The organism is Saccharopolyspora flava (assembly GCF_900116135.1).
Taxonomy (GTDB): Bacteria; Actinomycetota; Actinomycetes; order Mycobacteriales; family Pseudonocardiaceae; genus Saccharopolyspora; species Saccharopolyspora flava.
Window position 1 is genome coordinate 785,662 of sequence record NZ_FOZX01000001.1, and the last position, 22,081, is coordinate 807,742.

General features: G+C 69.5%; 20 protein-coding genes and 1 tRNA gene. 7 read left to right on the forward strand and 14 right to left on the reverse strand.

Annotated features, from left to right (window positions below; translation table 11 throughout):
- Positions 1–562: 562 nt before the first annotated feature.
- The 5 genes from thrB to argS all read right to left on the reverse strand — a co-directional run bounded on the left by thrB (position 563) and on the right by argS (position 7,042).
- A complete protein-coding gene (gene thrB / locus BM424_RS03595; protein ID WP_093413641.1) occupies positions 563–1,480 on the reverse strand; it encodes a homoserine kinase in 918 nt (305 codons plus the stop codon).
- Positions 1,477–2,565, reverse strand: a complete 1,089-nt coding sequence (gene thrC, locus BM424_RS03600; protein ID WP_175547917.1) for a threonine synthase — start codon at positions 2,563–2,565, stop codon at positions 1,477–1,479. Before thrC ends, thrB begins: the two co-directional genes overlap by 4 nt.
- The gene (locus BM424_RS03605) at positions 2,562–3,866 is read right to left on the reverse strand and encodes a homoserine dehydrogenase (protein ID WP_093413642.1); all 1,305 of its coding nucleotides are present in this window, start codon (positions 3,864–3,866) and stop codon (positions 2,562–2,564) included. The genes thrC and BM424_RS03605 overlap by 4 nt, the downstream gene beginning before the upstream one ends.
- A complete protein-coding gene (gene lysA / locus BM424_RS03610) occupies positions 3,867–5,285 on the reverse strand; it encodes a diaminopimelate decarboxylase (protein WP_093413644.1) in 1,419 nt (472 codons plus the stop codon). It abuts the gene before it with no gap.
- Between the two features lie 95 nt (positions 5,286–5,380).
- The gene (argS, locus tag BM424_RS03615; RefSeq protein ID WP_093413645.1) at positions 5,381–7,042 is read right to left on the reverse strand and encodes an arginine--tRNA ligase; all 1,662 of its coding nucleotides are present in this window, start codon (positions 7,040–7,042) and stop codon (positions 5,381–5,383) included.
- A gap of 279 nt (positions 7,043–7,321) precedes the next feature.
- Between argS and BM424_RS03620 the strand changes: the two genes are divergently transcribed.
- Both BM424_RS03620 and BM424_RS03625 read left to right on the forward strand, forming a co-directional pair.
- On the forward strand, positions 7,322–8,104 hold the full coding sequence (locus BM424_RS03620; protein WP_093413646.1) for a thioredoxin-like domain-containing protein: 783 nt from the start codon (positions 7,322–7,324) through the stop codon (positions 8,102–8,104).
- Positions 8,101–8,769, forward strand: a complete 669-nt coding sequence (locus BM424_RS03625) for a DUF305 domain-containing protein (protein WP_245775583.1) — start codon at positions 8,101–8,103, stop codon at positions 8,767–8,769. Before BM424_RS03620 ends, BM424_RS03625 begins: the two co-directional genes overlap by 4 nt.
- 62 nt (positions 8,770–8,831) lie before the next feature.
- Here the strand turns inward: BM424_RS03625 and BM424_RS03630 are convergent, their stop codons facing one another.
- Complete coding sequence (locus BM424_RS03630) at positions 8,832–9,749, reverse strand: cation diffusion facilitator family transporter (RefSeq protein ID WP_093413647.1); 918 nt, start codon at positions 9,747–9,749, stop codon at positions 8,832–8,834.
- A gap of 249 nt (positions 9,750–9,998) precedes the next feature.
- Here BM424_RS03630 and BM424_RS03635 point away from each other — a divergent pair.
- Positions 9,999–10,071: transfer RNA gene (locus BM424_RS03635), tRNA-Arg, on the forward strand.
- A gap of 195 nt (positions 10,072–10,266) precedes the next feature.
- Positions 10,267–11,388, forward strand: coding sequence for an epoxide hydrolase family protein (locus BM424_RS03640; protein ID WP_093413648.1), 1,122 nt, complete (start codon positions 10,267–10,269; stop codon positions 11,386–11,388).
- A gap of 62 nt (positions 11,389–11,450) precedes the next feature.
- Here BM424_RS03640 and BM424_RS03645 read toward each other — a convergent pair whose 3' ends face one another.
- The 7 genes from BM424_RS03645 to paaZ all read right to left on the reverse strand — a co-directional run bounded on the left by BM424_RS03645 (position 11,451) and on the right by paaZ (position 18,463).
- Complete coding sequence (locus BM424_RS03645) at positions 11,451–12,428, reverse strand: LCP family protein (RefSeq protein WP_245775584.1); 978 nt, start codon at positions 12,426–12,428, stop codon at positions 11,451–11,453.
- 288 nt (positions 12,429–12,716) lie between these two features.
- Complete coding sequence (gene paaE, locus BM424_RS03650; protein ID WP_093413651.1) at positions 12,717–13,796, reverse strand: 1,2-phenylacetyl-CoA epoxidase subunit PaaE; 1,080 nt, start codon at positions 13,794–13,796, stop codon at positions 12,717–12,719.
- 1 nt (position 13,797) lies between these two features.
- Positions 13,798–14,289, reverse strand: coding sequence for a 1,2-phenylacetyl-CoA epoxidase subunit PaaD (gene paaD, locus BM424_RS03655; RefSeq protein WP_093413653.1), 492 nt, complete (start codon positions 14,287–14,289; stop codon positions 13,798–13,800).
- Positions 14,283–15,167 (reverse strand): 1,2-phenylacetyl-CoA epoxidase subunit PaaC, encoded by an 885-nt coding sequence (gene paaC, locus BM424_RS03660; RefSeq protein WP_093413655.1) that lies wholly within the window; start codon positions 15,165–15,167, stop codon positions 14,283–14,285. Before paaC ends, paaD begins: the two co-directional genes overlap by 7 nt.
- Positions 15,168–15,174: 7 nt before the next feature.
- Positions 15,175–15,462, reverse strand: a complete 288-nt coding sequence (paaB, locus tag BM424_RS03665; protein ID WP_093413656.1) for a 1,2-phenylacetyl-CoA epoxidase subunit PaaB — start codon at positions 15,460–15,462, stop codon at positions 15,175–15,177.
- Entirely contained in the window at positions 15,459–16,421 is a 963-nt protein-coding gene (gene paaA / locus BM424_RS03670; protein ID WP_093413658.1) for a 1,2-phenylacetyl-CoA epoxidase subunit PaaA, read from the reverse strand. Before paaA ends, paaB begins: the two co-directional genes overlap by 4 nt.
- Positions 16,418–18,463: a phenylacetic acid degradation bifunctional protein PaaZ gene (gene paaZ / locus BM424_RS03675; RefSeq protein WP_093413660.1), complete on the reverse strand. Its 2,046-nt coding sequence runs from the start codon at positions 18,461–18,463 to the stop codon at positions 16,418–16,420. Before paaZ ends, paaA begins: the two co-directional genes overlap by 4 nt.
- A 323-nt stretch (positions 18,464–18,786) precedes the next feature.
- On the opposite strand from paaZ, the gene paaI reads away from it, so the two are divergent.
- Genes paaI through BM424_RS03690 form a run of 3 tightly spaced genes read left to right on the forward strand, consistent with a single transcriptional unit; the run spans position 18,787 to position 21,175 of the window.
- Positions 18,787–19,176, forward strand: a complete 390-nt coding sequence (paaI, locus tag BM424_RS03680) for a hydroxyphenylacetyl-CoA thioesterase PaaI (RefSeq protein WP_093414620.1) — start codon at positions 18,787–18,789, stop codon at positions 19,174–19,176.
- 11 nt (positions 19,177–19,187) lie between these two features.
- Positions 19,188–20,534 (forward strand): phenylacetate--CoA ligase PaaK, encoded by a 1,347-nt coding sequence (paaK, locus tag BM424_RS03685; RefSeq protein WP_093413661.1) that lies wholly within the window; start codon positions 19,188–19,190, stop codon positions 20,532–20,534.
- Between the two features lie 23 nt (positions 20,535–20,557).
- Positions 20,558–21,175, forward strand: coding sequence for a TetR/AcrR family transcriptional regulator (locus BM424_RS03690; RefSeq protein WP_093413663.1), 618 nt, complete (start codon positions 20,558–20,560; stop codon positions 21,173–21,175).
- 10 nt (positions 21,176–21,185) lie between these two features.
- On the opposite strand, the gene BM424_RS03695 is transcribed toward BM424_RS03690, so the two are convergent.
- On the reverse strand, positions 21,186–21,923 hold the full coding sequence (locus BM424_RS03695; RefSeq protein ID WP_093413664.1) for a FadR/GntR family transcriptional regulator: 738 nt from the start codon (positions 21,921–21,923) through the stop codon (positions 21,186–21,188).
- Between the last annotated feature and the right edge of the window lie 158 nt (positions 21,924–22,081).

Below are 22,081 nucleotides of genomic sequence, written 5' to 3' on the forward strand. Positions count from 1 at the left end.
ATCCGGGTCGGCGTCATGGTCACCTTGAGAGGCCACACCGTGGAACTTAAGGCCCCAACCCCGACATCGGCAACGGATTGGCGCCGATGATCCCGAAGCGAACTCACTTTGAGTTGACAACTCCTGCCTCGGTCACCGCGGTCGCCAGACCCCCTTGAAGTTGATCTTCACCCATGCCGGGCGAAGGCCAATTCACAGCGGGAGATGCGCCCCGGAAAACGATGTTCCGGGCACGGCACCGGCCCTAGGCGCGGTGACTGATTGACCTTGAGGGTAGACGCCCCGTAGTTCGGGTGCAACAACCCCCCGCGGGCGTGTAGCGCGCTCGCAGATCAAGCCGTCGACATTTCCACGAACGAAGACCCCGGAAAGCGGTGCGATCCCGTTTCGGGGACCGGCCCGCGTGATTCCCTCCAGCGACTCGCGCTAGCGGACCGTCGGCGACAACTCCTTTTTACCACTCCCGGCGAAACCACCGCGCCGGGGGCCGCTGATCAGGCCTTTTCGCTCGTGACCCACCCCGCGACCCGGCGTCGACGCGCCCGGCCGCGGGGTGATCGGGTCAGCCCTCGACGTGCGTGCGGACCCCGGCCCGGTCGACCGGGAGGTCCAGCGCGGCGAAGCCCTCGGGAGCGAACTCGCGCGCGTTCACGTTCTTCACAGGCAGCGCCAGCACCGTCGGGCCCGCACCGGACACCGCGGCCGCGATCCCCTCCGCGCGCAGCGCGCGCACCAGCGCCACGGTCTCCGGCCACGCAGGCTCGCGGTAGTCCTGGTGCAGCCGGTCATCGGTCGCGGCCAGCAGCAGCGACGGATCGCGGGTGATCGCGTGCACCGCGAGCGCGGCGCGGCCCGCGGCGAACGCGGCGTCGGCGTGCGGAACCCGTTCCGGCAGCAGCCCTCGCGTCACGTGCGTCGCCGATTCCGCTTGCGGCACAAAGGCGATCGGCGACACCTCCGGGTGCGCGGGCGCGCTCACCGCGCGGAACCGGTCCGATTCCCGCCACGCCAGCACGAAATCGCCCAGCAGGCTCGCCGCCACGTTGTCGGCGTGCCCCTCGCGGACAGCCGCAAGGTGCAGCGCGCGCTCCGCGTTCTCGGCCGCGCGCAGGTCGATCCCGGCCAGGCCGTGCGCGACGGCGATGCCCGCGATGATGGCCGCCGCCGAGGAACCCAGACCGCGCGAGTGCGGAATGCTGTTCTCGCAGCGCAACTCCAGCGCGGGCGGAGCCGGAAAACCCAGCTCCGCAAGGGTGTCGTGGATGACCCGCACGACCAGGTGCCGCTCGTCACCGGGCACCGAACCGGCACCCTGACCGGTCACCGACACCGTCGCCGAGCCCTCCGGGCCCTCGGCCACGCGCGCGAAGACGGTGTCGTGCAACGACAACGCCATGCCCAGCGCGTCGAATCCCGAGCCGAGGTTCGCCGTCGACGCGGGAACCTCGACCCGGACCGCTCCCACGGGCAGCGGGCTCACCGCAGCTCCAGCGCGTCGGCGACCGCGCTCGGGTCGACCGGCAGCGGCTCGACCTCGACCATGCCCGCCAGCGCGGTGTCGGGATCCTTCAAACCGTGCCCGGTGACCGTGCACACCACGACCGAGCCCTTCGGCAGGCGCCCGTCGGCGGCGGTGGCCAGCAGGCCGGCGACGCTGGAGGCCGAGGCGGGCTCGACGAACACGCCCTCGCGCGAGGCCAGCGTGCGGTAGGCGGCGAGGATCTCCTCGTCGCTCACCGCGGAGAACAGGCCCTCGGAGGCGTCCTTGGCCTTCTCCGCGCCCTCCCACGAAGCCGGGCTGCCGACGCGGATCGCGGTCGCGATCGTCTCGGGCTCGGCGACCGGGTGACCGTGCACCAGCGGCGCGGCACCGGCGGCCTGGAAGCCGAACATCCGCGGCAGGGAATCGGTGATGCCCTCGCCGTGGTACTCGGTGTAGCCCTTCCAGTAGGCGGTGATGTTGCCGGCGTTGCCGACCGGCAGGCAGTGGATGTCGGGCGCGCGGCCCAGCACGTCGCAGATCTCGAACGACGCGGTCTTCTGGCCTTCCAGGCGCACCGGGTTGACCGAGTTGACCAGGGTGACCGGGTGCTCGGCGGCGGTCTTGCGGGCCAGCTCCAGGCAGTCGTCGAAGTTGCCCTGGACCTGGAGGATCTTCGCGCCGTGCACGACGGCCTGGGCCAGCTTGCCCAGCGCGATCTTGCCCTGCGGCACCAGCACCGCCGAGGTCAGCCCGGCGCGTGCGGCGTAGGCGGCCGCCGACGCCGAGGTGTTGCCGGTGGAGGCGCAGATGACGGCCTTGCTGCCCTCGGCGAGCGCGTGGGTCATGGCCACCGTCATGCCGCGGTCCTTGAACGACCCGGTCGGGTTGGCGCCCTCCACCTTCAGGTAGACGGTGCACCCGGTGCGCTCCGACAGGTGCGGCGCGGGCACCAGCGGGGTGTTGCCCTCCTGCAGCGTCACGATGCGCGCGCCGTCCGGAACCGCGACCCGGTCCCGGTAGGCCTCGATCAGACCGGGCCAGCCGGCTCCGGACTTCGCCGGAGCGCTCTGGATGTTCGTCACGTCGGTTCACCTTCCACGCGCATCACGCTGACCACTTCGCGCACAATCGGGAGCTGCGCGATCTTGTCCACTGTGGACGACAGTGCCGCGTCGTCGGCGGTGTGCGTGACCACCACGAGGCTGGCCTCGGCACCCCTGCCCTGCTGACGCACCACCGAAATGCTCACATCGTGCTCGTTGAACGTCGCCGCCACCTGCGAGAGCACACCAGGTTTGTCCGCCACGTCGAGGCTGATGTGGTACCGGGTCGGGGTCTTGCCCATCGGCTGCACCGGCAGCTGGGCGTGCGCCGACTCGCGCGGCCCCTTGCCCTCGACCACCAGGTTCCGGGCCACCGCGACGAGGTCGCCCAGCACCGCGCTCGCCGTCGGCGCCCCACCGGCGCCCTGCCCGTAGAACATGAGCTGACCGGCGGCCTCGGCCTCCACGAACACCGCGTTGAACGCCCCGCCGACCCCGGCCAGCGGGTGGCTGCGCGGGATCATCGCCGGGTGCACGCGCGCCGACACCGACTCGGCACCGTTGTCGTCGACGACCCGCTCGCAGATCGCCAGCAGCTTCACCGTGCGGTCCAGCGTCGCCGCGGCCGCGATGTCGCCCGGGGTGACCCCGGAGATCCCCTCGCGGTGCACGTCACCGGCCGAGACGCGGGTGTGGAACGCCAGCGACGCGAGGATGGCGGCCTTCGCCGCAGCGTCGAAACCGTCCACGTCCGCCGTCGGATCCGCCTCCGCGTACCCCAGCCGACCGGCCTCGTCGAGCGTCTCCGAGTAGCCCGCGCCGGTGGAGTCCATCGCCGAGAGGATGTAGTTCGTCGTGCCGTTGACGATGCCCATGACCCGGTTGATCCGGTCCCCGGCCAACGACTCGCGCAACGGCCGCAGCAGCGGGATCGCACCCGCCACCGAGGCCTCGAAGTAGATGTCGGCACCCGACTCGTCGGCCGCGGCGTAGAGCTCCGAGCCGTGCTCGGCGAGCAGCGCCTTGTTCGCCGTCACCACCGACTTGCCCGAGCGCAGCGCCGTCAGCAGCAGCGACCTGGCCGGCTCGATACCGCCGATCAGCTCCACCACGACGTCGACGTCGCCCTCCACCAACGCCTGCGCATCGGTGGTCAGCAGCTGCTCGGGCACCTCCGGATGCTTGTGCGGGCGCCGCACGGCGACACCGGTGACCAGCATCGGGGCCCCGGTTCGCGCCGCGAATTCCTCCGGTTGATCCTGCAGCAGCCGCAGCACCTCGGTGCCCACGGTGCCGCAGCCCAACATCGCGACCCTGATCGGTTCACGGTCCCGGATCACTCACACCTCCAGCCGGAGCAGGTCGTCCTCGGTCTCCCTGCGCAGCAACAATCGCGCCTGACCAGCGCGAACCGCAACCACCGGCGGCTTGGGCAGGCGGTTGTAGTTGCTGGCCATCACGTAGCAGTACGCCCCGGTGGCGGCCACCGCGAGCAGGTCTCCCGGAGCAATGTCGCCCGGAAGCCAGCAATCGCGCACCACTACGTCACCGGACTCACAGTGCTTGCCCACGATGCGGGACAGAACGGGCTCCGCTTCGGCCGAACGCGACACCAGACGGCTGTCGTAGACCGCGTCGTAGAGCGAGGTGCGGATGTTGTCGCTCATCCCGCCGTCAACGCTGACGTAACGCCGCTCGACGTCCGAGCCCAGCGCCACGTCCTTGATCGTGCCGACCTCGTAGACGGTCATCATGCTCGGCCCGACGATCGCGCGCCCCGGCTCCACCGCGATCTTCGGCACCGGCAGGCCCGCGTTCTCGGCCTCCTTGCCGACGATCTCGAAGAGCCTGCTCGCCAGCTGCGCGGGCGGCATCGGATCGTCCTCGGGCGTGTAGGCGATGCCCAGACCACCACCGAGGTCGACGGTGTCGGCCGAGGCCAGCGCGTCGGCCCCGTGCTCCTCCCGCAGCTCCGCCAGCAGCCGCACCACCCGGTGCGCGGCCAGCTCGAACCCGTCCACCTCGAAGATCTGGGAACCGATGTGGCTGTGCAGACCGGCCAGCTCCAGCCCGTCGGCCTTGAGCACCCGGGCAACCGCCTCCGCGGCCTGGCCCGCGGCCAGCGAGAACCCGAACTTCTGGTCCTCGTGCGCGGTCGCGATGAACTCGTGGGTGTGCGCCTCGACGCCGACCGTCACCCGCACCAGAACGCGCTGCGTCGCGCCGCGCTGGGTGGCGATGTGGTCGAGCCGGGCGATCTCGTGGAACGAGTCCAGCACCACCGAACCGACCCCGGCGTCCACGGCGGCGGTCAGCTCGGCCACGGACTTGTTGTTGCCGTGGAAGGTGATGCGCTCGGCGGGGAACCCGGCGCGCAGCGCCACGGCCAGCTCGCCGCCGCTGCACACGTCCAGGCTCAGCCCCTCCTCGGCGACCCAGCGGGCCACCTCGGTGCACAGGAACGCCTTCGAGGCGTAGTGCACGGCGGCCGGGTCGCCGAAGGCCTCGGCGTAGTCGCGGCACCGCGACCGGAAGTCGTCCTCGTCGAGCACGAACAGCGGGGTGCCGTACTGCTCGGCGAGTTCCCGCACGTCCAGGCCCGCGACGCGCACGACGCCGTCGGCGCCGCGCTCGCTGTTGCGCGGCCACACGTGCGGATGCAGCAGGTCGGTCTCCCCCGTGCTCGACGGGGACGGTCCTGCGGTGTTGCCGGGGGGCACGACGTCGGCGTGCAGCGGCCCGGCGGGATGGGCGCGCATGTTGACAAAGCTCCTTAGCGCAGCCTGCCGCTGGACAGGCGGTGAAAGCCGGCAGAACGGTTCCCTCCACGTCGAGGGAATCCGCCCGCCCGCGATTACATCTGTTCCGGCGCGCTCACGCCGAGCAGGCCCAGACCGTTGGCCAGCACCTGGCGGGTGGCCTCGCACAGCTGCAGCCGCGCGATGGTCAGCGGGTTGGCCTGGTCGTCACCGGGCTGCAGCACGCGGCAGGCGTCGTAGAACTTGTGGTACGCGCTGGCCACGTCCTCCAGATAACGAGCCACCCGGTGCGGTTCGCGCAACTCGGCGGCCGAACGCACCACGCGCGGGAACTCGCCCAAGGTGCGGATCAGGTCGCCCTCACGTTCGTGGGTGAGCAGCGACAGATCGGCATTCTCCACGGCTCCCCGCTCGATGCCCAGGGACGTGGCGTTGCGCTGCAACGACGACAACCGGGCGTGGGCGTACTGCACGTAGAAGACCGGGTTCTCGTTGGTGCGCTTGCTGATCAGGTCCAGGTCGATGTCGACGGCGGAGTCCACCGAGGAGCGGATCAGCGAGTAGCGCGCGGCGTCGACGCCGACGGCCTCCACCAGGTCCTCGAGGGTGACCACGGTGCCGGCGCGCTTGCTCATGCGGACCGGTTTGCCGTCGCGCACCAGGTTCACCAGCTGGCCGATGAGGACCTCGACCACCGCCGGGTCGTCGCCCAGCGCCGCGGCGGCGGCCTTGAGGCGGGCGATGTAGCCGTGGTGGTCGGCGCCGAGCATGTAGATGCACAGGTCGAAGCCGCGGGAGCGCTTGTCGCGCAGGTAGGCGATGTCACCGGCGATGTAGGCGGGGTCGCCGTCGCTCTTGATGACCACGCGGTCCTTGTCGTCGCCGTACTCGGTGGAGCGCAGCCACCACGCGCCGTCGGCGGCGTAGAGGTGATCGGAGGCCTTCAGCTGCTCCACGCACTGCTCGACCTGCCCGGAGGTGTGCAGCGAGTCCTCGTGGAAGTAGACGTCGAAAACGGTGCCGAAGTCGGTGAGGCTCTGCTTGATCTCCTCGAACATCAACCCGACGCCGATGCGGCGGAAGGTCTCGTTGCGCTCGTCCTCGGGCTGCTCCATCACCCCGGGCTCGGCCTCGACGACCTGGCCCGCGATCTCGGCGATGTAGTCGCCGCCGTAACCGTCTTCCGGCGCCGGCTCGCCCTTGGCGCCGGCGATGAGGGAACGAACGAACCGGTCGATTTGGGCGCCCGCGTCGTTGAAGTAGTACTCGCGGGTCACCTCGGCGCCTTGAGCGGAGAGCACCCGTCCCAGCGCATCGCCCACGGCGGCCCAGCGGGTGCCGCCCAGGTGGATGGGGCCGGTCGGGTTGGCCGAGACGAACTCGAGGTTGACCTTCAGGCCGGAGTAGAGCTCGCCGGTGCCGTAGTCGGCGCCCGCCTCGAGCGCCTCGCGCACGATCTGCCCCTGGGCGTCGGCGGCGAGCCGCAGGTTGAGGAAGCCCGGACCGGCGACGTCGACCGAGTCGATGCCGTCCTGGCTGGTCAGCGCCTCGGCGAGCAAGGTCGCGAGATCGCGCGGGGCGACCCCGGCCTTCTTGGCGACCTGCATCGCGAGGTTCGTCGCGTAGTCGCCGTGCTCCGGCTTTCGCGGGCGCTCCACGGTGACCGTCTCAGGCAGCACCGACGTGTCCAGCCCACGGGCGGAGAGCACGTCGACGGCGGTGTTGCGGACCAGTTCAGCGAGCGCGGCAGGAGTCACCCGATGAAGTCTAGGGATCCTTCCGCGCAGTTCAGACGCCGGGTTGCCGCCCCACCCCCGGCCCGTTCGGCCCAGCGGCCCCGCCCGGGACGACCACCGCCGTCTCCCGGGACGCCCGCACCCCTCCCCCGAGATGACCACGGGGCGTGATCGAAGCGTTGCCTGTGTGTGAGAACGTGTGGTGGCGAGCATGCGCCGATCGGCACACCGCCGAACGGGCACTCTCTACACTGGCGGGCGCTGTCCCCAGGTTCGGGCGAGACGAGGTTTGCGAGCAGCATGGCTAAGAACAAAGCGGTGCGCAGCGCCGCCGTGGTCAACCAACGGTCGATCCCCTGGATGCTGGTCTCCGGGGTGACGGTGGTCGCGGTGTTCGCGGCGGTGATCTTCGGATACGCCTACACCCGGTGGTCCGACCAGGCCGCGACGCGCGACGCTCAGGCGGCCGCCGAGAAGGCCACCGCGGCGTTCAAGCCGTCGCCGCAGAACCCCGACCCGTCGAAGCAGATCCCCGGGGTCGTCACCGCCGACTACAAGGGGCAGCAGCACGTCAACCCCGACCAGCGCGTCGCCTACGACAAGACCCCGCCGTTCGGCGGCCCGCACGACGGCGTCTGGGCCGACTGCACCGGTGTCGTCTACCCGGAGGCCGTGCGCACCGAGAACATGGTCCACTCGCTGGAGCACGGCGCCGTCTGGATCGCCTACAACCCGGACAAGGTCGACCAGGCCGCGCTGGACCGCCTCAAGGTCCGCGCCGAGGGCAAGCCGTACACGATGATGTCGCCGTACCCGGGCCTGGACAAGCCGATCTCGCTGCAGTCCTGGGGCCACCAGCTCAAGGTCGACAGCGCCGACGACCCGCGGATCGACCAGTTCATCACCGCGCTGCGGCTGAACAACAACGGCGTCTACCCCGAGGTCGGCGGCTCCTGCCAGGCCTACCCGGGCGCGTTCGACACGAACAACCCGCCGAAGTTCGACGCGTCCCCGCCCGGCCCGGGCGCGGTCACCATGGACGGCAAGGGCGCCAACGCCGCCAGCGGCGAAATGGGGCAGTGAGCGCGGTGGCCCAGGCACGACGCGTTTCGCAGATCGTCGTCGCGATCGTCGCGGCGTTCTCGCTCCTGCTGATCGGGGCGGCGATCGGACTGCTGATCCGGATGCCGTCGGCCGAGCAGCCCGAGCCCCGGCCGACGGCGACCGACATCGGGTTCTCCCAGGACATGACCGTCCACCACCAGCAGGCGGTGACCATGGCGACGCTGGCCCGGGAACGCGCCGATGACGTCGCCGTCCGGCAGCTGGCCTTCGACATCGAGACCAACCAGCGCGACCAGATCGGGCGCATGCAGGGCTGGTTGAGCATCTGGAACCAGCCCGCGCAGGCCTCCGGCCCGGTCATGCAGTGGATGACCGAGACCGGCGAGCACCAGCACGGCGCCACCGCGATGCCGATGTCCGACGGCGCGCTCATGCCGGGCATGGCCAGCAGCGAGGAGCTCTCCCGCCTCAGCTCGCTGCGAGGCCCGGAGTTCGACGTGTACTTCCTGCAGCTGATGCTGCGCCATCACCAGGGCGGCGCCCCGATGGCCGAGTACGGCGCAGCGCACGCCGCGATCCCTGCGGTCCGCGCCCTGGCCGAGAACATGCTCGGCTCCCAGGGCAGCGAGATGGAGCTGATGAAGACCATGCTCAGCCAGCGAGGCGCCCAGCCGCTGAGCTGAGCGGCCGCTGAGCTGAGCATGGGAACCTTCCGCTCATCCGGAGCGGGAAGGGTTCCTCTCGCTCACCACGTCAGTTCCTGGCAACGGCGCGCGCACTCGGCGGGTTCGACCTGCAGGGTGGCGTGCTCGATCCGGTAGCGCTCGGACAGCAGTCGCTGCGCGGCGGTGAGCACTCCCCCGTGGTCGGCGTCCTGGGTGGCGGTCAGGTGCGCGGAGGCCACCTCCATGCCGGAGGTCAGGGTCCACACGTGCAGGTCGTGCACCTCGGTGACCGAGGGCAGGGCGGCGAGGTCGCTGCGCATCTCCTGCAGGTCCAGGCCCTCGGGCGCCTGCTGCACGAGGATCCGCAGCGCCTGCCGCGCCAGCGTGAAGGTGCGGGGAAGCACGAACAGCCCGACCCCGACGGCGATGATCGGGTCGGCGAGGTACCAGCCGAACGCCCAGGTCACGAAGCCGCCGACGAGCACGCCCGCGGATCCGACGGTGTCGGCGAGGACCTCCAGGTAGGCGCCGCGCACGTTGAGGCTCTCGTCAGCACCCTTGCGCAGCAGCGCGAACACGACCAGGTTGGCGAGCAGACCGGCGGCCGCGGTCACCATCATCGGCAGACCGGCGACCTCCTGCGGCCGCTGGAAGCGCTCCACCGATTCGACGAGGATGTAGCCGGCGACGCCGAACAGCAGCACCGCGTTGGCCAGCGCCGCGAGGACTTCCACCCGGTAGAGGCCGAAGGTGCGCTTGGTGCCGATGGGGCGCCGCGCAGCGGTGATGGCGGCCAGGGCCATCCCCACGCCGAGGACGTCGGTCAGCATGTGCCCGGCGTCGGACAGCAGTGCCAGCGAGGACGTCATCCACCCGACGACGGCCTCGAGCACGAAGAACGCGAGCAGCACGCCGAAGGCGATGGACAGCCGGGTCAGGTACCGGCCGGACGCGTGCGCCGCGTCGGCGGCGGAGCCGTGCCCGTGACCGTGGCCCATCTCGTCGTCTCCTCACATCCGCGTCCAATACATAGCGAAGTATGCATGATTCGCGCGGTGAGAGGAAAGTGCCCTGAAACTCAGATCACGACCCGCGCCCGACCCCCGGCGCAGCAGTGGTGACAGGAAGGTTCCCTTGCACCCACCGCCCGGGAACCCCCAGATGAACTCATCCACCCCGCCACAACCCGACCCCGTCCCAGCCACCTCCGAGGCGTGCGATAAGCTTTCGATCGTCCACAGCGACTAGCCCTCGTAGCTCAGTGGATAGAGCACTGCCCTCCGGAGGCAGGTGTCGCAGGTTCGAATCCTGCCGAGGGCACCCTTGAAGAACCGCCCCTGACCAGCGAGAACTGGCCAGGGGCGGTTTTGTGTTTCGACGGCTTGCCCGCATGCTTCCGGCGGTGTCGACTGATCATCAGGTGCGATGCACGTGCGCAGTCACCTGAGCGCCGTGGCCGAAGAGCCCGCTCGACTTCGGCCACCGTCCGATCACGCAGTTCCGGAGAGGAGCCCCATGGCCGCCGAACCGTTCGACGTCAGCGTCACCGAAGCCGAGATCGAGGATCTGCGCGACCGGTTGCGACGGACGCGGTGGAACGAGCACGAACCAGTGGACGACTGGTCGCAAGGGGTACCGCTGGCCTACGCGCAGGAGCTCTGCCGCAGTTGGGCCGAGGACTACGACTTCGGGTTCGCCGAGCGGCTCAACGCTTTCCCGAACTACCGGGACACCATCGACGGACTCGGCATCCACTTCCTGCACGTCCGCTCGCCCGAACCGAACGCGTTCCCGCTGGTGCTGACCCACGGGTGGCCGGGCTCGGTGCTCGAATTCCTCGACGTCCTCGGTCCGCTGACCGACCCGCGCGCGCACGGCGGCGACCCGGCCGACGCGTTCCACGTGGTCGCGCCGTCCCTGCCCGGGTACGGCTGGAGCGACAAGCCGCCGACGACCGGGTGGAACATCACCCGCATCGCGCGCGCCTGGGACGCGTTGATGGACTCCCTCGGCTACCAGCGCTACGGAGCGCAAGGCGGCGATTGGGGGTCCGCGGTGTCCGGCGAGCTGGGTGAAGTCGCGCCCGAACGCGTCGCCGGTGTTCACGTGAACATGGGATCCGTTGCGTCAGGCACCTTCGACGACCCGACTCCCGGAGAGCGGGCGAATCTCGAAGCCGTCAAGGAGTTCCGACGCACCGGGCGGGGCTACTCGGCGATCCAGTCGACCCGTCCTCAAACGCTCGGCTACGGACTCACCGACTCTCCTGCGGGCCAGGCCGCGTGGATCGCCGAGAAGTTCTGGGCCTGGACCGACAACAACGGCCATCCCGAGGACGCCGTGTCCCGGCAGAAGATCCTCGACGAGATCTCCGTCTATTGGTTCACCGCGTCGGCCACGTCGTCGGCCCGCCTGTACTGGGAGAGCTTCGCTTCCTTCCGGAACTCGGTCACCGCGCCTGCGGGGCTGTCGGTCTACCCGCACGACATCACCCGCCCATCGCGCCGAGAGGCCGAACTGCGGTTCACCGACCTGCGGTGGTTCGCGGAACTGCCCCGAGGCGGGCACTTCGCCGCACTGGAACAACCGGAATCGCTGGTGGAGCAGGTACGCGGATTCTTCCGCCTCGTCCGCTGACCGCGAACCCGGTCCTGACGGCTATCGCGACCAAGAGGCCGATCTTCACGGCGTTGCGATGGTCAGTTCACGATCAGGTCTTGCGGGAGCGGGGAGTCGGTTTCCATCGCTTCGAACAGCCGCAGCGCCTTCTCCTTGTCCCACTGATGGGCGGTGGAGTCGGTGACCGGAACGGTCGTCGTGACGACACCGCCCGAGGACATGCCGCGCATCGCCCACCCCAACGACAGCAGATCACCCGGACCGTCGGAGTCGAGCATGGTCAGCGCGTCCGCGCCCTCGTCCGCCACCGCGTACGCCCGGAACGGATTGATGAAGGTGGTGATGCTCGACGCTTCGGAGGCCAGGGCACCGATGAACTTGCGCTGGTTGGCGACACGATCCAGGTCCGATCGCGGTGTCGCGTCGCTGTAGCGCATGCGCACGAACGTCAGCGCGTCCGCCCCCTGCAAGGTCTGGCAACCGGCCTGGAGGGTTTCGCCCGTCTTGACGTCGTGCATCTCCCGGTCGAGGCACATCTCGACCCCGCCGACCGCGTCGACCAGGCCCGCGAAACCACCGAACCCGATCTCGGCGTAGTGGTCGATGCGCAGCCCGGTCGCCTGCTCCACCGTCCGCGCCAGCAGTTGCGGCCCGCCGATCGCGAACGCCGCGTTGATCATGCTCCGGCCGTGGCCCGGAACCGGGACCCGCGAGTCGCGCGGGATGCTGATCAGCGTGGGCGTCGTGGAGTTGTCCGGCAGGTGCGCAATCAGGATCGTGTCCGTGCGCTGCCCGTCCGCATCCCCCACGTGCAGGCCCTCCGCGATCTCCGGATCCAGCCCGTCACGACTGTCCGATCCCACGACGAGCCAGTTCTCACCCGCGGCGGCCTCCGGCCGGCCCGAGTAATCCGGGAAGGCCTCGATCCGGTGCACGGTCGAATCGACGTGGAACCAGAGCCAGGTCGCGAACACCACCGGAAGCACCAGCAGGGCCACCAGCAACACCGCGACCGGGCGCTTCCTGCTTCGCCGCCGCACCCCCGGCGCACGTCCCATCGGCGCCCTGCCCCGCGGGGCCCGCTCCATCGGTGCCCGCCTCACCGGGCCGCGCACCGGCCGCTGTTGGGCGCTCCAGTCCCGCCGGATCCGATTGCTGTTCATATTCCTGAAGACGCCCCGGACGACCGGAGGTTGTCCGAATGACCGAAAAGGAGCACCACACCTTCACACTCGCCCCGACGAACGACCTCCGGACACGGTCCTGAAGAACACGCGACACCGCCCCCGGCCACGGAGTTCTCAGCCAGGGGCGGTTTTCGCACGCATCGGGTTCCGCCGCGGAGATCAGGAATCGAAGTCGACCGTGATCGCCTCCGTCACGGGAACCGACTGGCAGGTCAGAACGAACCCTTCATCCACCTCCGCCTGCTCCAGGGCGAAGTTGCGCCGCATGTCGACCTTCCCGTCGGTGACCTTCGCCCGGCAGGTCCCGCACACCCCGCCCTTGCAGGCGAAGGGAAGATCCGGCCTGGCCTTCTGCGCTCCGTCCAGGACGGTGCTCTCTCGGGACAACGTCGTTGTCGTGCGGCGGCCGTCGAGAACGATGGTCGCCTCCGTCATCTCACCCACCGGTTTCGCGTCGACGTGCCGCACCGGTTCCGGCGGGACCTCGTCGACGTAGAACAGCTCCCGGTGGATGCGCTCATCGCCGACGCCGAGTTCGGTCAGCAGTTCCTGGGCGCCCGTCACCATGCCGAACGGGCCGCACAACCACCACTCGTCGACCTCGCCGACATCGGGGACCAACGTCAGCAGCTCGCGAAGCTTGGTCGCGTCGAGGCGGCCGGTGAACAAGTCCGCCTCGCGCGGTTCCCGCGAGAGCACGTGCACCAGTTCCACGCGCGCGGGATACCGATCTTTGAGATCGGCGAACTCATCGGCGAACATCACGGTGTCGGTGCGCCGGTTGCCGTAGACGATGGTGACGGTGGCTTCCGGGTCGCGCAGCACGGTTCCCGCGATCGACAGCAGCGGAGTGATCCCGGACCCGGCTCCGATCAGCACGTGATGACCGGAAGGCGACCTCGGTGTGAACGAGCCCGTGGGAACACCGACTTCGATCTCGTCGCCCGGCCGGACCTCGTTGACCAGCCACGTCGAGAACAGCCCCTCGGGCACCTCGCGCACGCCGATGCGAGGAAGGTTCCCTTCCGCAGCGCAGAGCGAGTACGAGCGCCGCTCCTCTCTGCCGTCGACGACGCGCCGCAGCGTCAACGACTGACCGGCGCGGAAGTCGTAGACCTCCGCCAGTTCCGCCGGCACGTCGAAGGTGACCGCGACGGCGTCGTCGCACAGGCGGCTGACGTCGGCGACGGTCAGCGTGTGGAACTCGCCCCGCAGCCGGGACTTCGTCAACGCGGCCACCTCAGATCTCCTTGACGTGTTCGAACGGTTCGGCGCACGACCGGCAGCGGCGCATCGACTTGCACGCCGTAGCGCCGAATTCCGACAGCAATTCCGTGTCCGGGGCACCGCAGCGCGGGCAGGGAACCTCTCTGTCAGGCGGGAGCAGAGTGAGAGGAACCGGGCCCGGTTTCGCCGACGGCGCTCCGGCCGGTGGGGCGATGCCGGCTTCGGCGAGCTTGCGGCGGCCGCGCTCGCTGATCCAGTCCGTGCTCCACGGCGGGTTGAGCACCGTGCGCACCTCGACGTCGTCGTACCCGGCCTCGCGCAGGGCGTGGACCAGGTCGTCGCGCATCGTGTCCATGGCCGGGCAGCCGGTGTAGGTGGGCGTGATGGACACCTTCACCGCACCGTCGTGTTCGGACACCTCGCGCAGGACTCCGAGGTCGGCGAGCGTGAGCATCGGAAGCTCCGGGTCGCAGACCGTTTCGGCGATGGCTCGTGCGGTCACCACGTCGCCTCCGGGTGCGCTCGGGCGACGCTCTGCAGCTCCGCGAGGAGGTATCCCATGCTCTCGGTGTGGCGCCCGTGGCGCCCGGTACCACCGGCGACACCGGCCTTGCTCGCAGTCTCGGGTGCTTCGAGCGTGGCGGGCTCGAAGACCTGGTGCAGCACGGAGTCGAACTCGTCGCGCACCGCCGCCGGATCGACCGCGATGCCGGAGGCGGCGAGGCGGGATTCTATCTCGTGCGCGGTGAACAGCTCGTCCACGTACGGCCAGATGTCGGTCAAAGCCGCCTGCATGCGTTCCCGCGAGAACGCGGTTCCGTCGCCGAGCCGCACGGCCCACCGGGCCGCGTAGTCGCGGTGGTAGGTCAGTTCCTTGACTCCCTTGTCGGCGATCGCGGCCAGCACCGGGTCCGTTGAGGTGGTCAGTCGCTGGAACAGCGCGAGCCGCCACGTGGACAGCACCAGCAGGACCGCGGTGAGCCTGCCGAAGTCGCCGCGCTCCAGTTCGGCGAGCCGCACGTTGCGGAACTCGTTCTCGTGGCGGAAGAACGCGTAGTCGTCCTCGCCGCGTCCGGTGCCGTCGGCCTTGCCCGCTCGGGCGAGCAGGAGCCGCGCCTGCCCCAGCAGGTCCAGCCCGATGTTGGCGATGGCGACCTCGTCCTCCAGCTCGGGGGCGAAGGTGCACCACTGCTGCAGCCGGTGCGACAGGACCAGCGCGTCATCACCGAGCATCAGGCAGTACGCGGCCAGGTCCGCACCGTCCACCCCGGCCGGCACCGAGGTGTCGATGCCGGCCAAGGGGTCCTCGAACCCCGTGCCGAAGGCCCACCGCGAGTCGTCATGGGTGTCGATGAGTGCCTCGTAGGCGTTGTCGAAGGACATCGTCGGCTCACATGTGGGGAACGTTGTCGGGAATGTCGTAGAACGTCGGGTGGCGGTACACCTTGTCCCCCGAGGGCGCGAAGAAGGGATCCTTCTCGTCAGGAGACGACGCGGTGATCTCCGACGCCTTCACCACCCAGATGCTCACGCCCTCGTTGCGCCGCGTGTAGAGGTCGCGTGCGTGGTGCACGGCCATCTCGTCGTCGGCGGCGCGAAGGGAACCGACGTGCACGTGGTTCAAACCGCGCTTGCCGCGCACGAACACCTCGTAGAGCGGCCACTCGTTCCTGCTCATGACGTCGCCTCCGCCCTCTTGCGCGCGTGCTCGGCCGCGGCTTCGCGCACCCAGGCGCCGGCCTCGTGCGCCTGGCGTCGCCGCGCGACGCGTTCGGTGTTGCAGGGCCCGTTGCCCTTGATGACCTGCTTGAGCTCGTCCCAGTCGATCTCGCCGAAGTCGTAGTGCTGCCGCTCGGCGTTCCACTTCAGGTCGGGATCCGGCAGCGTCACCCCGAGCACCTCTGCCTGCGGCACGGTCATGTCGACGAACCGCTGCCGCAGCTCGTCGTTGGTGTGCCGCTTGATCTTCCAGCGCATGGACTGCTCGGTGTGCGCGGATTCGGCGTCGGGCGGGCCGAACATCATCAGCGACGGCCACCAGAACCTGTTCACCGCGTCCTGGACCATCTGCCGCTGCTCGGGGGTTCCCCTCATCATGGTCATCAGCAGTTCGTAGCCCTGCCGCTGGTGGAAGGACTCCTCCTTGCAGATGCGGATCATCGCCCGCGCGTACGGGCCGTAGCTGGAGCGGCACAGCGGCACCTGGTTGCAGATCGCGGCGCCGTCGACGAGCCAGCCGATCACTCCGACGTCAGCGAAGGACGACGTCGGGTAGTTGAAGATCGACGAGTACTTCTGACGACCGGTGATGAGCTTCTCGGTCAGGTCCTGCCGGTCGCCGCCGAGCGTTTCGGCCGCCGAGTACAGGTACAGCCCGTGCCCGGCCTCGTCCTGCACCTTGGCCAGCAAGATCGCTTTGCGCCGCAACGACGGTGCCCGGGTGATCCAGTTGCCCTCGGGCTGCATGCCGATGATCTCGGAGTGCGCGTGCTGGGCGATCTGCCGGATCATCGTCTTGCGGTAGCCCTCGGGAAGCCAGTCCCGGGGTTCGATGCGCTGGTCCTTGTCGATGGTGTGCTCGAAGTGGGCTTCGAGCTCCTCGTCGGACAGCGTCGCTGCCGTCGGTGTCGCTGTCATCGGTTCTCCTTGGCCACCAAGGTGAGCACGTCGTACTTGGCGACGGACTCCTGGTTCTGGTTGGTCACGTCGGCGTCCCACCGGACCTCGCCGTAGTCGGCGTTCTCGCGAGGGGTGATCTGCTTGCAGGTCAAGGTCACCGTCAGGTCATCGCCGGGCTTGACGGGAGTGAGGAACCGGAGGTTCTCGAGCCCGTAGTTGGCCAGCACCGGGCCGGGCTCGGGTGACACGAACAGCCCCGCGGCGAAGGACACGACCAGGTAGCCGTGCGCCACGATTCCGCCGAACAGGGGGTTTTCGCGCGCGGCCTCCTCGTCGGTGTGCGCGTAGAAGGTGTCGCCGGTGAACTCGGCGAAGTGCGCCACGTCCTCGTCGGTGACCGGGCGGGGCCCGGCGACCACGGCGTCGCCGATCTTCAGCTCGGCCAGCGACTTGCGGAACGGGTGGGTGCCTTCGTCGCGACGAGGGGCACCTTCCACCCACCGACCGGTGACCTGGGACAGCACGCGCGGGCTCGCCTGCACGGCGGTGCGCTGCATGTGGTGCAGCACGCCGCGGATCCCGCCCATCTCCTCACCGCCGCCGGCGCGGCCGGGACCGCCGTGCACGAGCGCCGGCATCGGCGAGCCGTGCCCGGTGGATTCCTTGGCGTCGTCGGCGTCGAGGACCAGCAGGCGCCCGTGCCAGGGCGCCACGCCGAGCACGACCTCCCGCGCGAATTCCGCGTCTCCGCTCACGACCGAACCCGCCAGGCTCCCCTGCCCGCGCGCCGCGTAGTCGACGACCTGCTCGACGGAGGTGTAGGGCATCAGGGTCGACACGGGGCCGAACGCCTCGACCTCGTGCGGCTCGGCCCGGTCGGGGTCGGCCTGGAGCAGGACGGGTGAGAGGAAGGCTCCCTTCTCCGCATCGGCGTCGAGGACCTCGACCGCCTCCGGGTCGCCGAACACGATGTTGCCCGCGCCCTGCAGTGCTTTCAGGGAGCGGCGGACCTCTTCGCGTTGTTCGAGGCTGGCGAGCGCCCCCATCCGCACGTCGGAGTTGGCGGGGTTACCGACCTTGATCTTGGCGAGCCGCTCGCGGGCGGCCTCGGTGACGTCGTCGAGCAGCTGGGCCGGGACGAACGCTCGCCGGATCGCGGTGCACTTCTGCCCGGCTTTGACGGTCATCTCGGTGACCAGCTGCTTGACGTAGAGGTCGAACTCGGTCGTTCCCGGCGTGGCGTCCGGGCCGAGGATCGAGCAGTTGAGCGAATCGGCTTCGGCGTTGAAGCGCACCGAGTTGCGCACGATCGCGGGGTGGGCGCGCAGCTTCTGCGCGGTGGACGCCGAGCCGGTGAACGACACCAGGTCCTGGCCGGTCACGTGGTCGAGGAGGTCACCGGCGCTGCCGCTGATCAGCTGCAGCGATCCTTCGGGCAGCAGGCCGGAGTTCACGATCAGCTCGACCAGCTTCTCGGTGAGGTAGGCGGTCTGGCTGGCGGGTTTGATCAGGCTGGGCACGCCGGCGAGGAACGCCGGGGCGAACTTCTCCAGCGGGCCCCAGGCCGGGAAGTTGAAGGCGTTGATCTGCACCGCGACACCGCGGAGGGGTGTGGCGATGTGCTGGGCCTGGAACGTGCCGCCCTTGCCGAGCGGTTCGACCCCGCCATCGACGTAGACGATGTCGTTGGGCAGTTCGCGTCGGCCCTTGCTGGAGTAGGAGAACAGGACTCCGATTCCGCCGTCGATGTCGAACTGGGAGTCACCGGGGGTCGCTCCGGTCTTGGCCGACAGCGCGTAGAGCTCGTCGCGGTTCTCGCGGAGGTGGGACGCGAGGGCTTTGAGCAGGGCGGCGCGCTGGTGGAAGGTCAGTTCCCTCAACGCCGGTCCGCCGACCCGGCGGCCGTGGTCGAGCGCGGCGGCCATGTCGATGCCCACCGAGGAGATCCGCGCGACTTCCGCCCCCGTGACGGCGTCGTGCAGCGGTGCGCCGTCGCCTTCGCCCACCTGCCAGCCGCCACTGGTGTAGCTCCGCAGGACCTTGCTCGCACCCTGAGCCATCGCGCCTCGCTCTCCCAGAATTACTAACCGAACGGTCGGGAAATAATGCTAGCGCTCTGCCGTGGAGAACGGAACCGCCCGGCTCGCGAATCACCCCGTCCGGCGGAGCAACCGCAAGGGAACCTTCCGCCCGCCGGGCACGCGACGGAATGAGCGGAAGGCTCCCTTGCACCGGGACCCCACCGCCCACGGGCACCCTTGACAGGGATTCGTGGGCTGACTTTTACTTGAGCGGATTTATTTACCGTCCATTCGGTCAGTAACCAAGGCGGTGCAGCCTCGTGTCAACCTCGGCGAACCGACTCACCGACTCCGCGCGCTCCATGCTCGAATCCGACGCCGCCTCGGCGGCGCTCGGCATCGACGTGACCACTGCGCACGACGGCATCGCGACCGCCCACATGCGAGTGACCGAGCAGATGGTCAACGGTCACGACATCGCGCACGGCGGCTACGTGTTCCTGCTCGCCGACACGACCTTCGCCGCCGCGTGCAACAGCCACGGACCGGTCACCGTCGCCGCCGGGGCGGAGATCTCCTTCGTCAAGAGCGCGCACCTCGGTGACGAGCTGACCGCGACCGCGCAGGAGCGAACCAGCTACGGCCGCAACGGCATCTACGACGTCACCGTCCACCGGGACACTCCCGCCGGCCCGGAGGTCATCGCGGAGTTCCGCGGCAGGAGCCGGACCGTCGGACAGATCAAGCGCTGAGGAGTCTTCCCATGCCGACCACGCACAACGAAGTGCCGACCGCGCGCCGACTGGGCACCGCGCCCGCGGTGGACGACCTCTCACCGGCCGAACGGCTCAGCACCGACGAACTTCGCGCCCTGCAGCTCGAGCGCCTGCGGTGGACGCTGCACCACGCCTACGACAACGTTCCCTTCTACCGCAGGAAGTTCGACGACGCGGGCGTGCACCCGGACGACTGCCGGGAGCTGCGCGATCTCGAGAAGTTCCCCTGCACCACCAAGCAGGACCTGCGCGACAACTACCCGTTCGGCATGTTCGCCGTCCCGCAGGAACAGGTGCGGCGCGTCCACGCCTCCAGCGGCACCACCGGCAAACCGACCGTGGTGGGCTACACCGAAGCGGACCTGGACACCTGGGCGACGGTGATGGCCCGATCCATCTTCGCCGCCGGCGGCCGCCCCGGGCACAAGGTGCACGTCTCCTACGGGTACGGGCTGTTCACAGGCGGACTCGGCGCCCACTACGGCGCCGAGAAGCTGGGCACCACGGTCATCCCGGCCTCCGGCGGCATGACCGCGCGCCAGGTGCAGATCATCAACGACTTCCGGCCCGAGATCATCATGGTGACGCCGTCCTACATGCTCACGCTCCTCGACGAGTTCGAACGTCAGGGGATCGATCCGCGGAAGTCCTCGCTCCGGGTCGGGATCTTCGGCGCCGAGCCGTGGACCGAGCAGATGCGGCGCGAGATCGAGGAACGCGCGAACATCGACGCGGTCGACATCTACGGGCTCTCCGAGGTGATGGGACCCGGTGTCGCGCAGGAAGCGGTCGAGACCAAGGACGGCCTGCACATCTGGGAGGACCACTTCTACCCCGAGGTCATCGACCCGATCGACGGCGTCGCTCTCCCCGACGGCACCACCGGTGAGCTGCTGTTCACCTCGTTGACCAAGCAGGCGTTGCCGATCATCCGCTACCGGACCCGCGACCTCACCGCCCTGCGCCCCGGCACCGCCCGCCCCGCCTACCGGCGGATGGACAAGGTCACCGGCCGCAGCGACGACATGATCATCCTGCGCGGTGTGAACGTCTTCCCGACCCAGGTCGAGGAGATCGTGCTCGACACCGCCGACCTGTCACCGCACTTCCAGCTCCGGCTCACACGGCACGATCGGATGGACCAGCTGACCGTGCTCGTCGAAGCCCTCCCCGAAACCCCGTCGGAGCGGTGGAGCACCGCGTCGGTCGAGATCGCGGCGCGGGTCAAGGACGGTGTCGGCGTCAGCGTCGGGGTGGAGATCGTGGAGCCCGGCTCGCTGGAACGCTCGGTCGGCAAGCTCCGCCGCGTCATCGACCAACGGCCTCGAGACTGAGGTCACTTGCGATAATGGCGGCCATGACCGAACCACCCAGCACCCGCGCCACCAAGCGCGGTCGCCCCGGCTATGACCTGGAGTCCTTGCTCGCGGTGGCGGTCAAGCTGTTCAACGAGCGCGGCTACGACGGCACCAGCATGGAAGATCTGTCGCGCAAGCTGCAGATCACCAAGTCCGCGATCTACCACCACGTGCGCAGCAAGGACGAGCTCCTGCGGCTGGCGGTCAACCGCGGTCTGGACGGGCTCTTCGCCGAGGCCGACAAGCTGGAGAGCATCGACGGCCGCGCCATCGACAAGCTCGAATACCTGGTGCGGGCCAGCGTCAACGTGCTGGTCGAACAGCTGCCCTTCGTGACCCTGCTGCTGCGGATCCGCGGCAACACCAAGGTCGAGAAGGACGCGCTGGCCCGCCGGCGCGAATTCGACCAGATCGTCGCCGACCTGGTCAGCAAGGCCGCCGCGGACGGTGATCTGCGCCCGGACGTCGACCCGGCCACCGCGGCCCGCCTGCTGTTCGGCATGGTCAACTCGCTGGTCGAGTGGTACCGGCCGCGTCGCGGCGCCGATGCCCAGACGCTCGCCGACACGGTGGCGGCGGTCGCCTTCGACGGTCTGCGCGTCCGCAGGCAGGACTGACCGTCCAGCCTCAGGCTCGGGGGTCTTCCCCCAGTTCGTAGAAGTCGCTGATGTGCCCGTGCAGCAGCTCCACCGCCCGCTGACCGTCGCGGTTCTCGATCGCCTGCAGGATGGCGCGGTGCTCGCTCCGCACGCGCCGGGAGGTCAGGCGCCAGTCGTCGAGCTGCTCGTAGGCCTCGATCATCTGGCGCTGGATCGCGGTCCGCAGCGACCCCATCAGGTGCGCGGCCAGCGAATTGCCGGTGGCCTCGGCGATCCGCACGTGGAACTCGGTGTCGAGGCCGTTGAAGTCGCGGGCCGTGAGGTGCGGGGAGTCCATCTGGTCGAGAATCGCCCGCAACGCGAGGTGATCGTCTTCGGTGGCGTGGCGGGCGGCCTCCCTCATCGCCCACTCCTCCAGCGTCAACCGGGTCCGCAGCACCTCGGTGGGGTCGAAGTGGCCGAGAGCGAGCTGCATCTTCAGCAGCATCGAGAACCCGGTTCCGGGGTGGCCGAGGAACACGGTGCCGCCGTCGGGCCCGCGGCCCGGCCTGACGTCGACGACGCCCAGGGCCTCGAGCACGCGCAGGGCCTCTCGCAGCGACGGGCGGCTCACACCCAGGAGCTGGGCGAATTCCCGCTCGCTGGGCAACCGGTCGCCGGGCGCGAGGCGGCCGTCGAGGATGCGCTGCTCGATCTGCGCCATGACCTGCTCGTAGGTCCGCACCTTGCGCGCCGGTTCCCACGAACTGTAGGCGGCGGAACTCATGCCACTCCTCACTTCCAGCCTGGGTTCCCTGGTCGGAACACCTTACGTCCCCAATCGCCCGAAATCGGCATCCCTGACGGCATCCTTACGCTCCGTGCGACCCCGATTACCGGGGAGCAGGCCTGAAAACCAGGGAACCTTCCTGCCGGGGAAGTGGC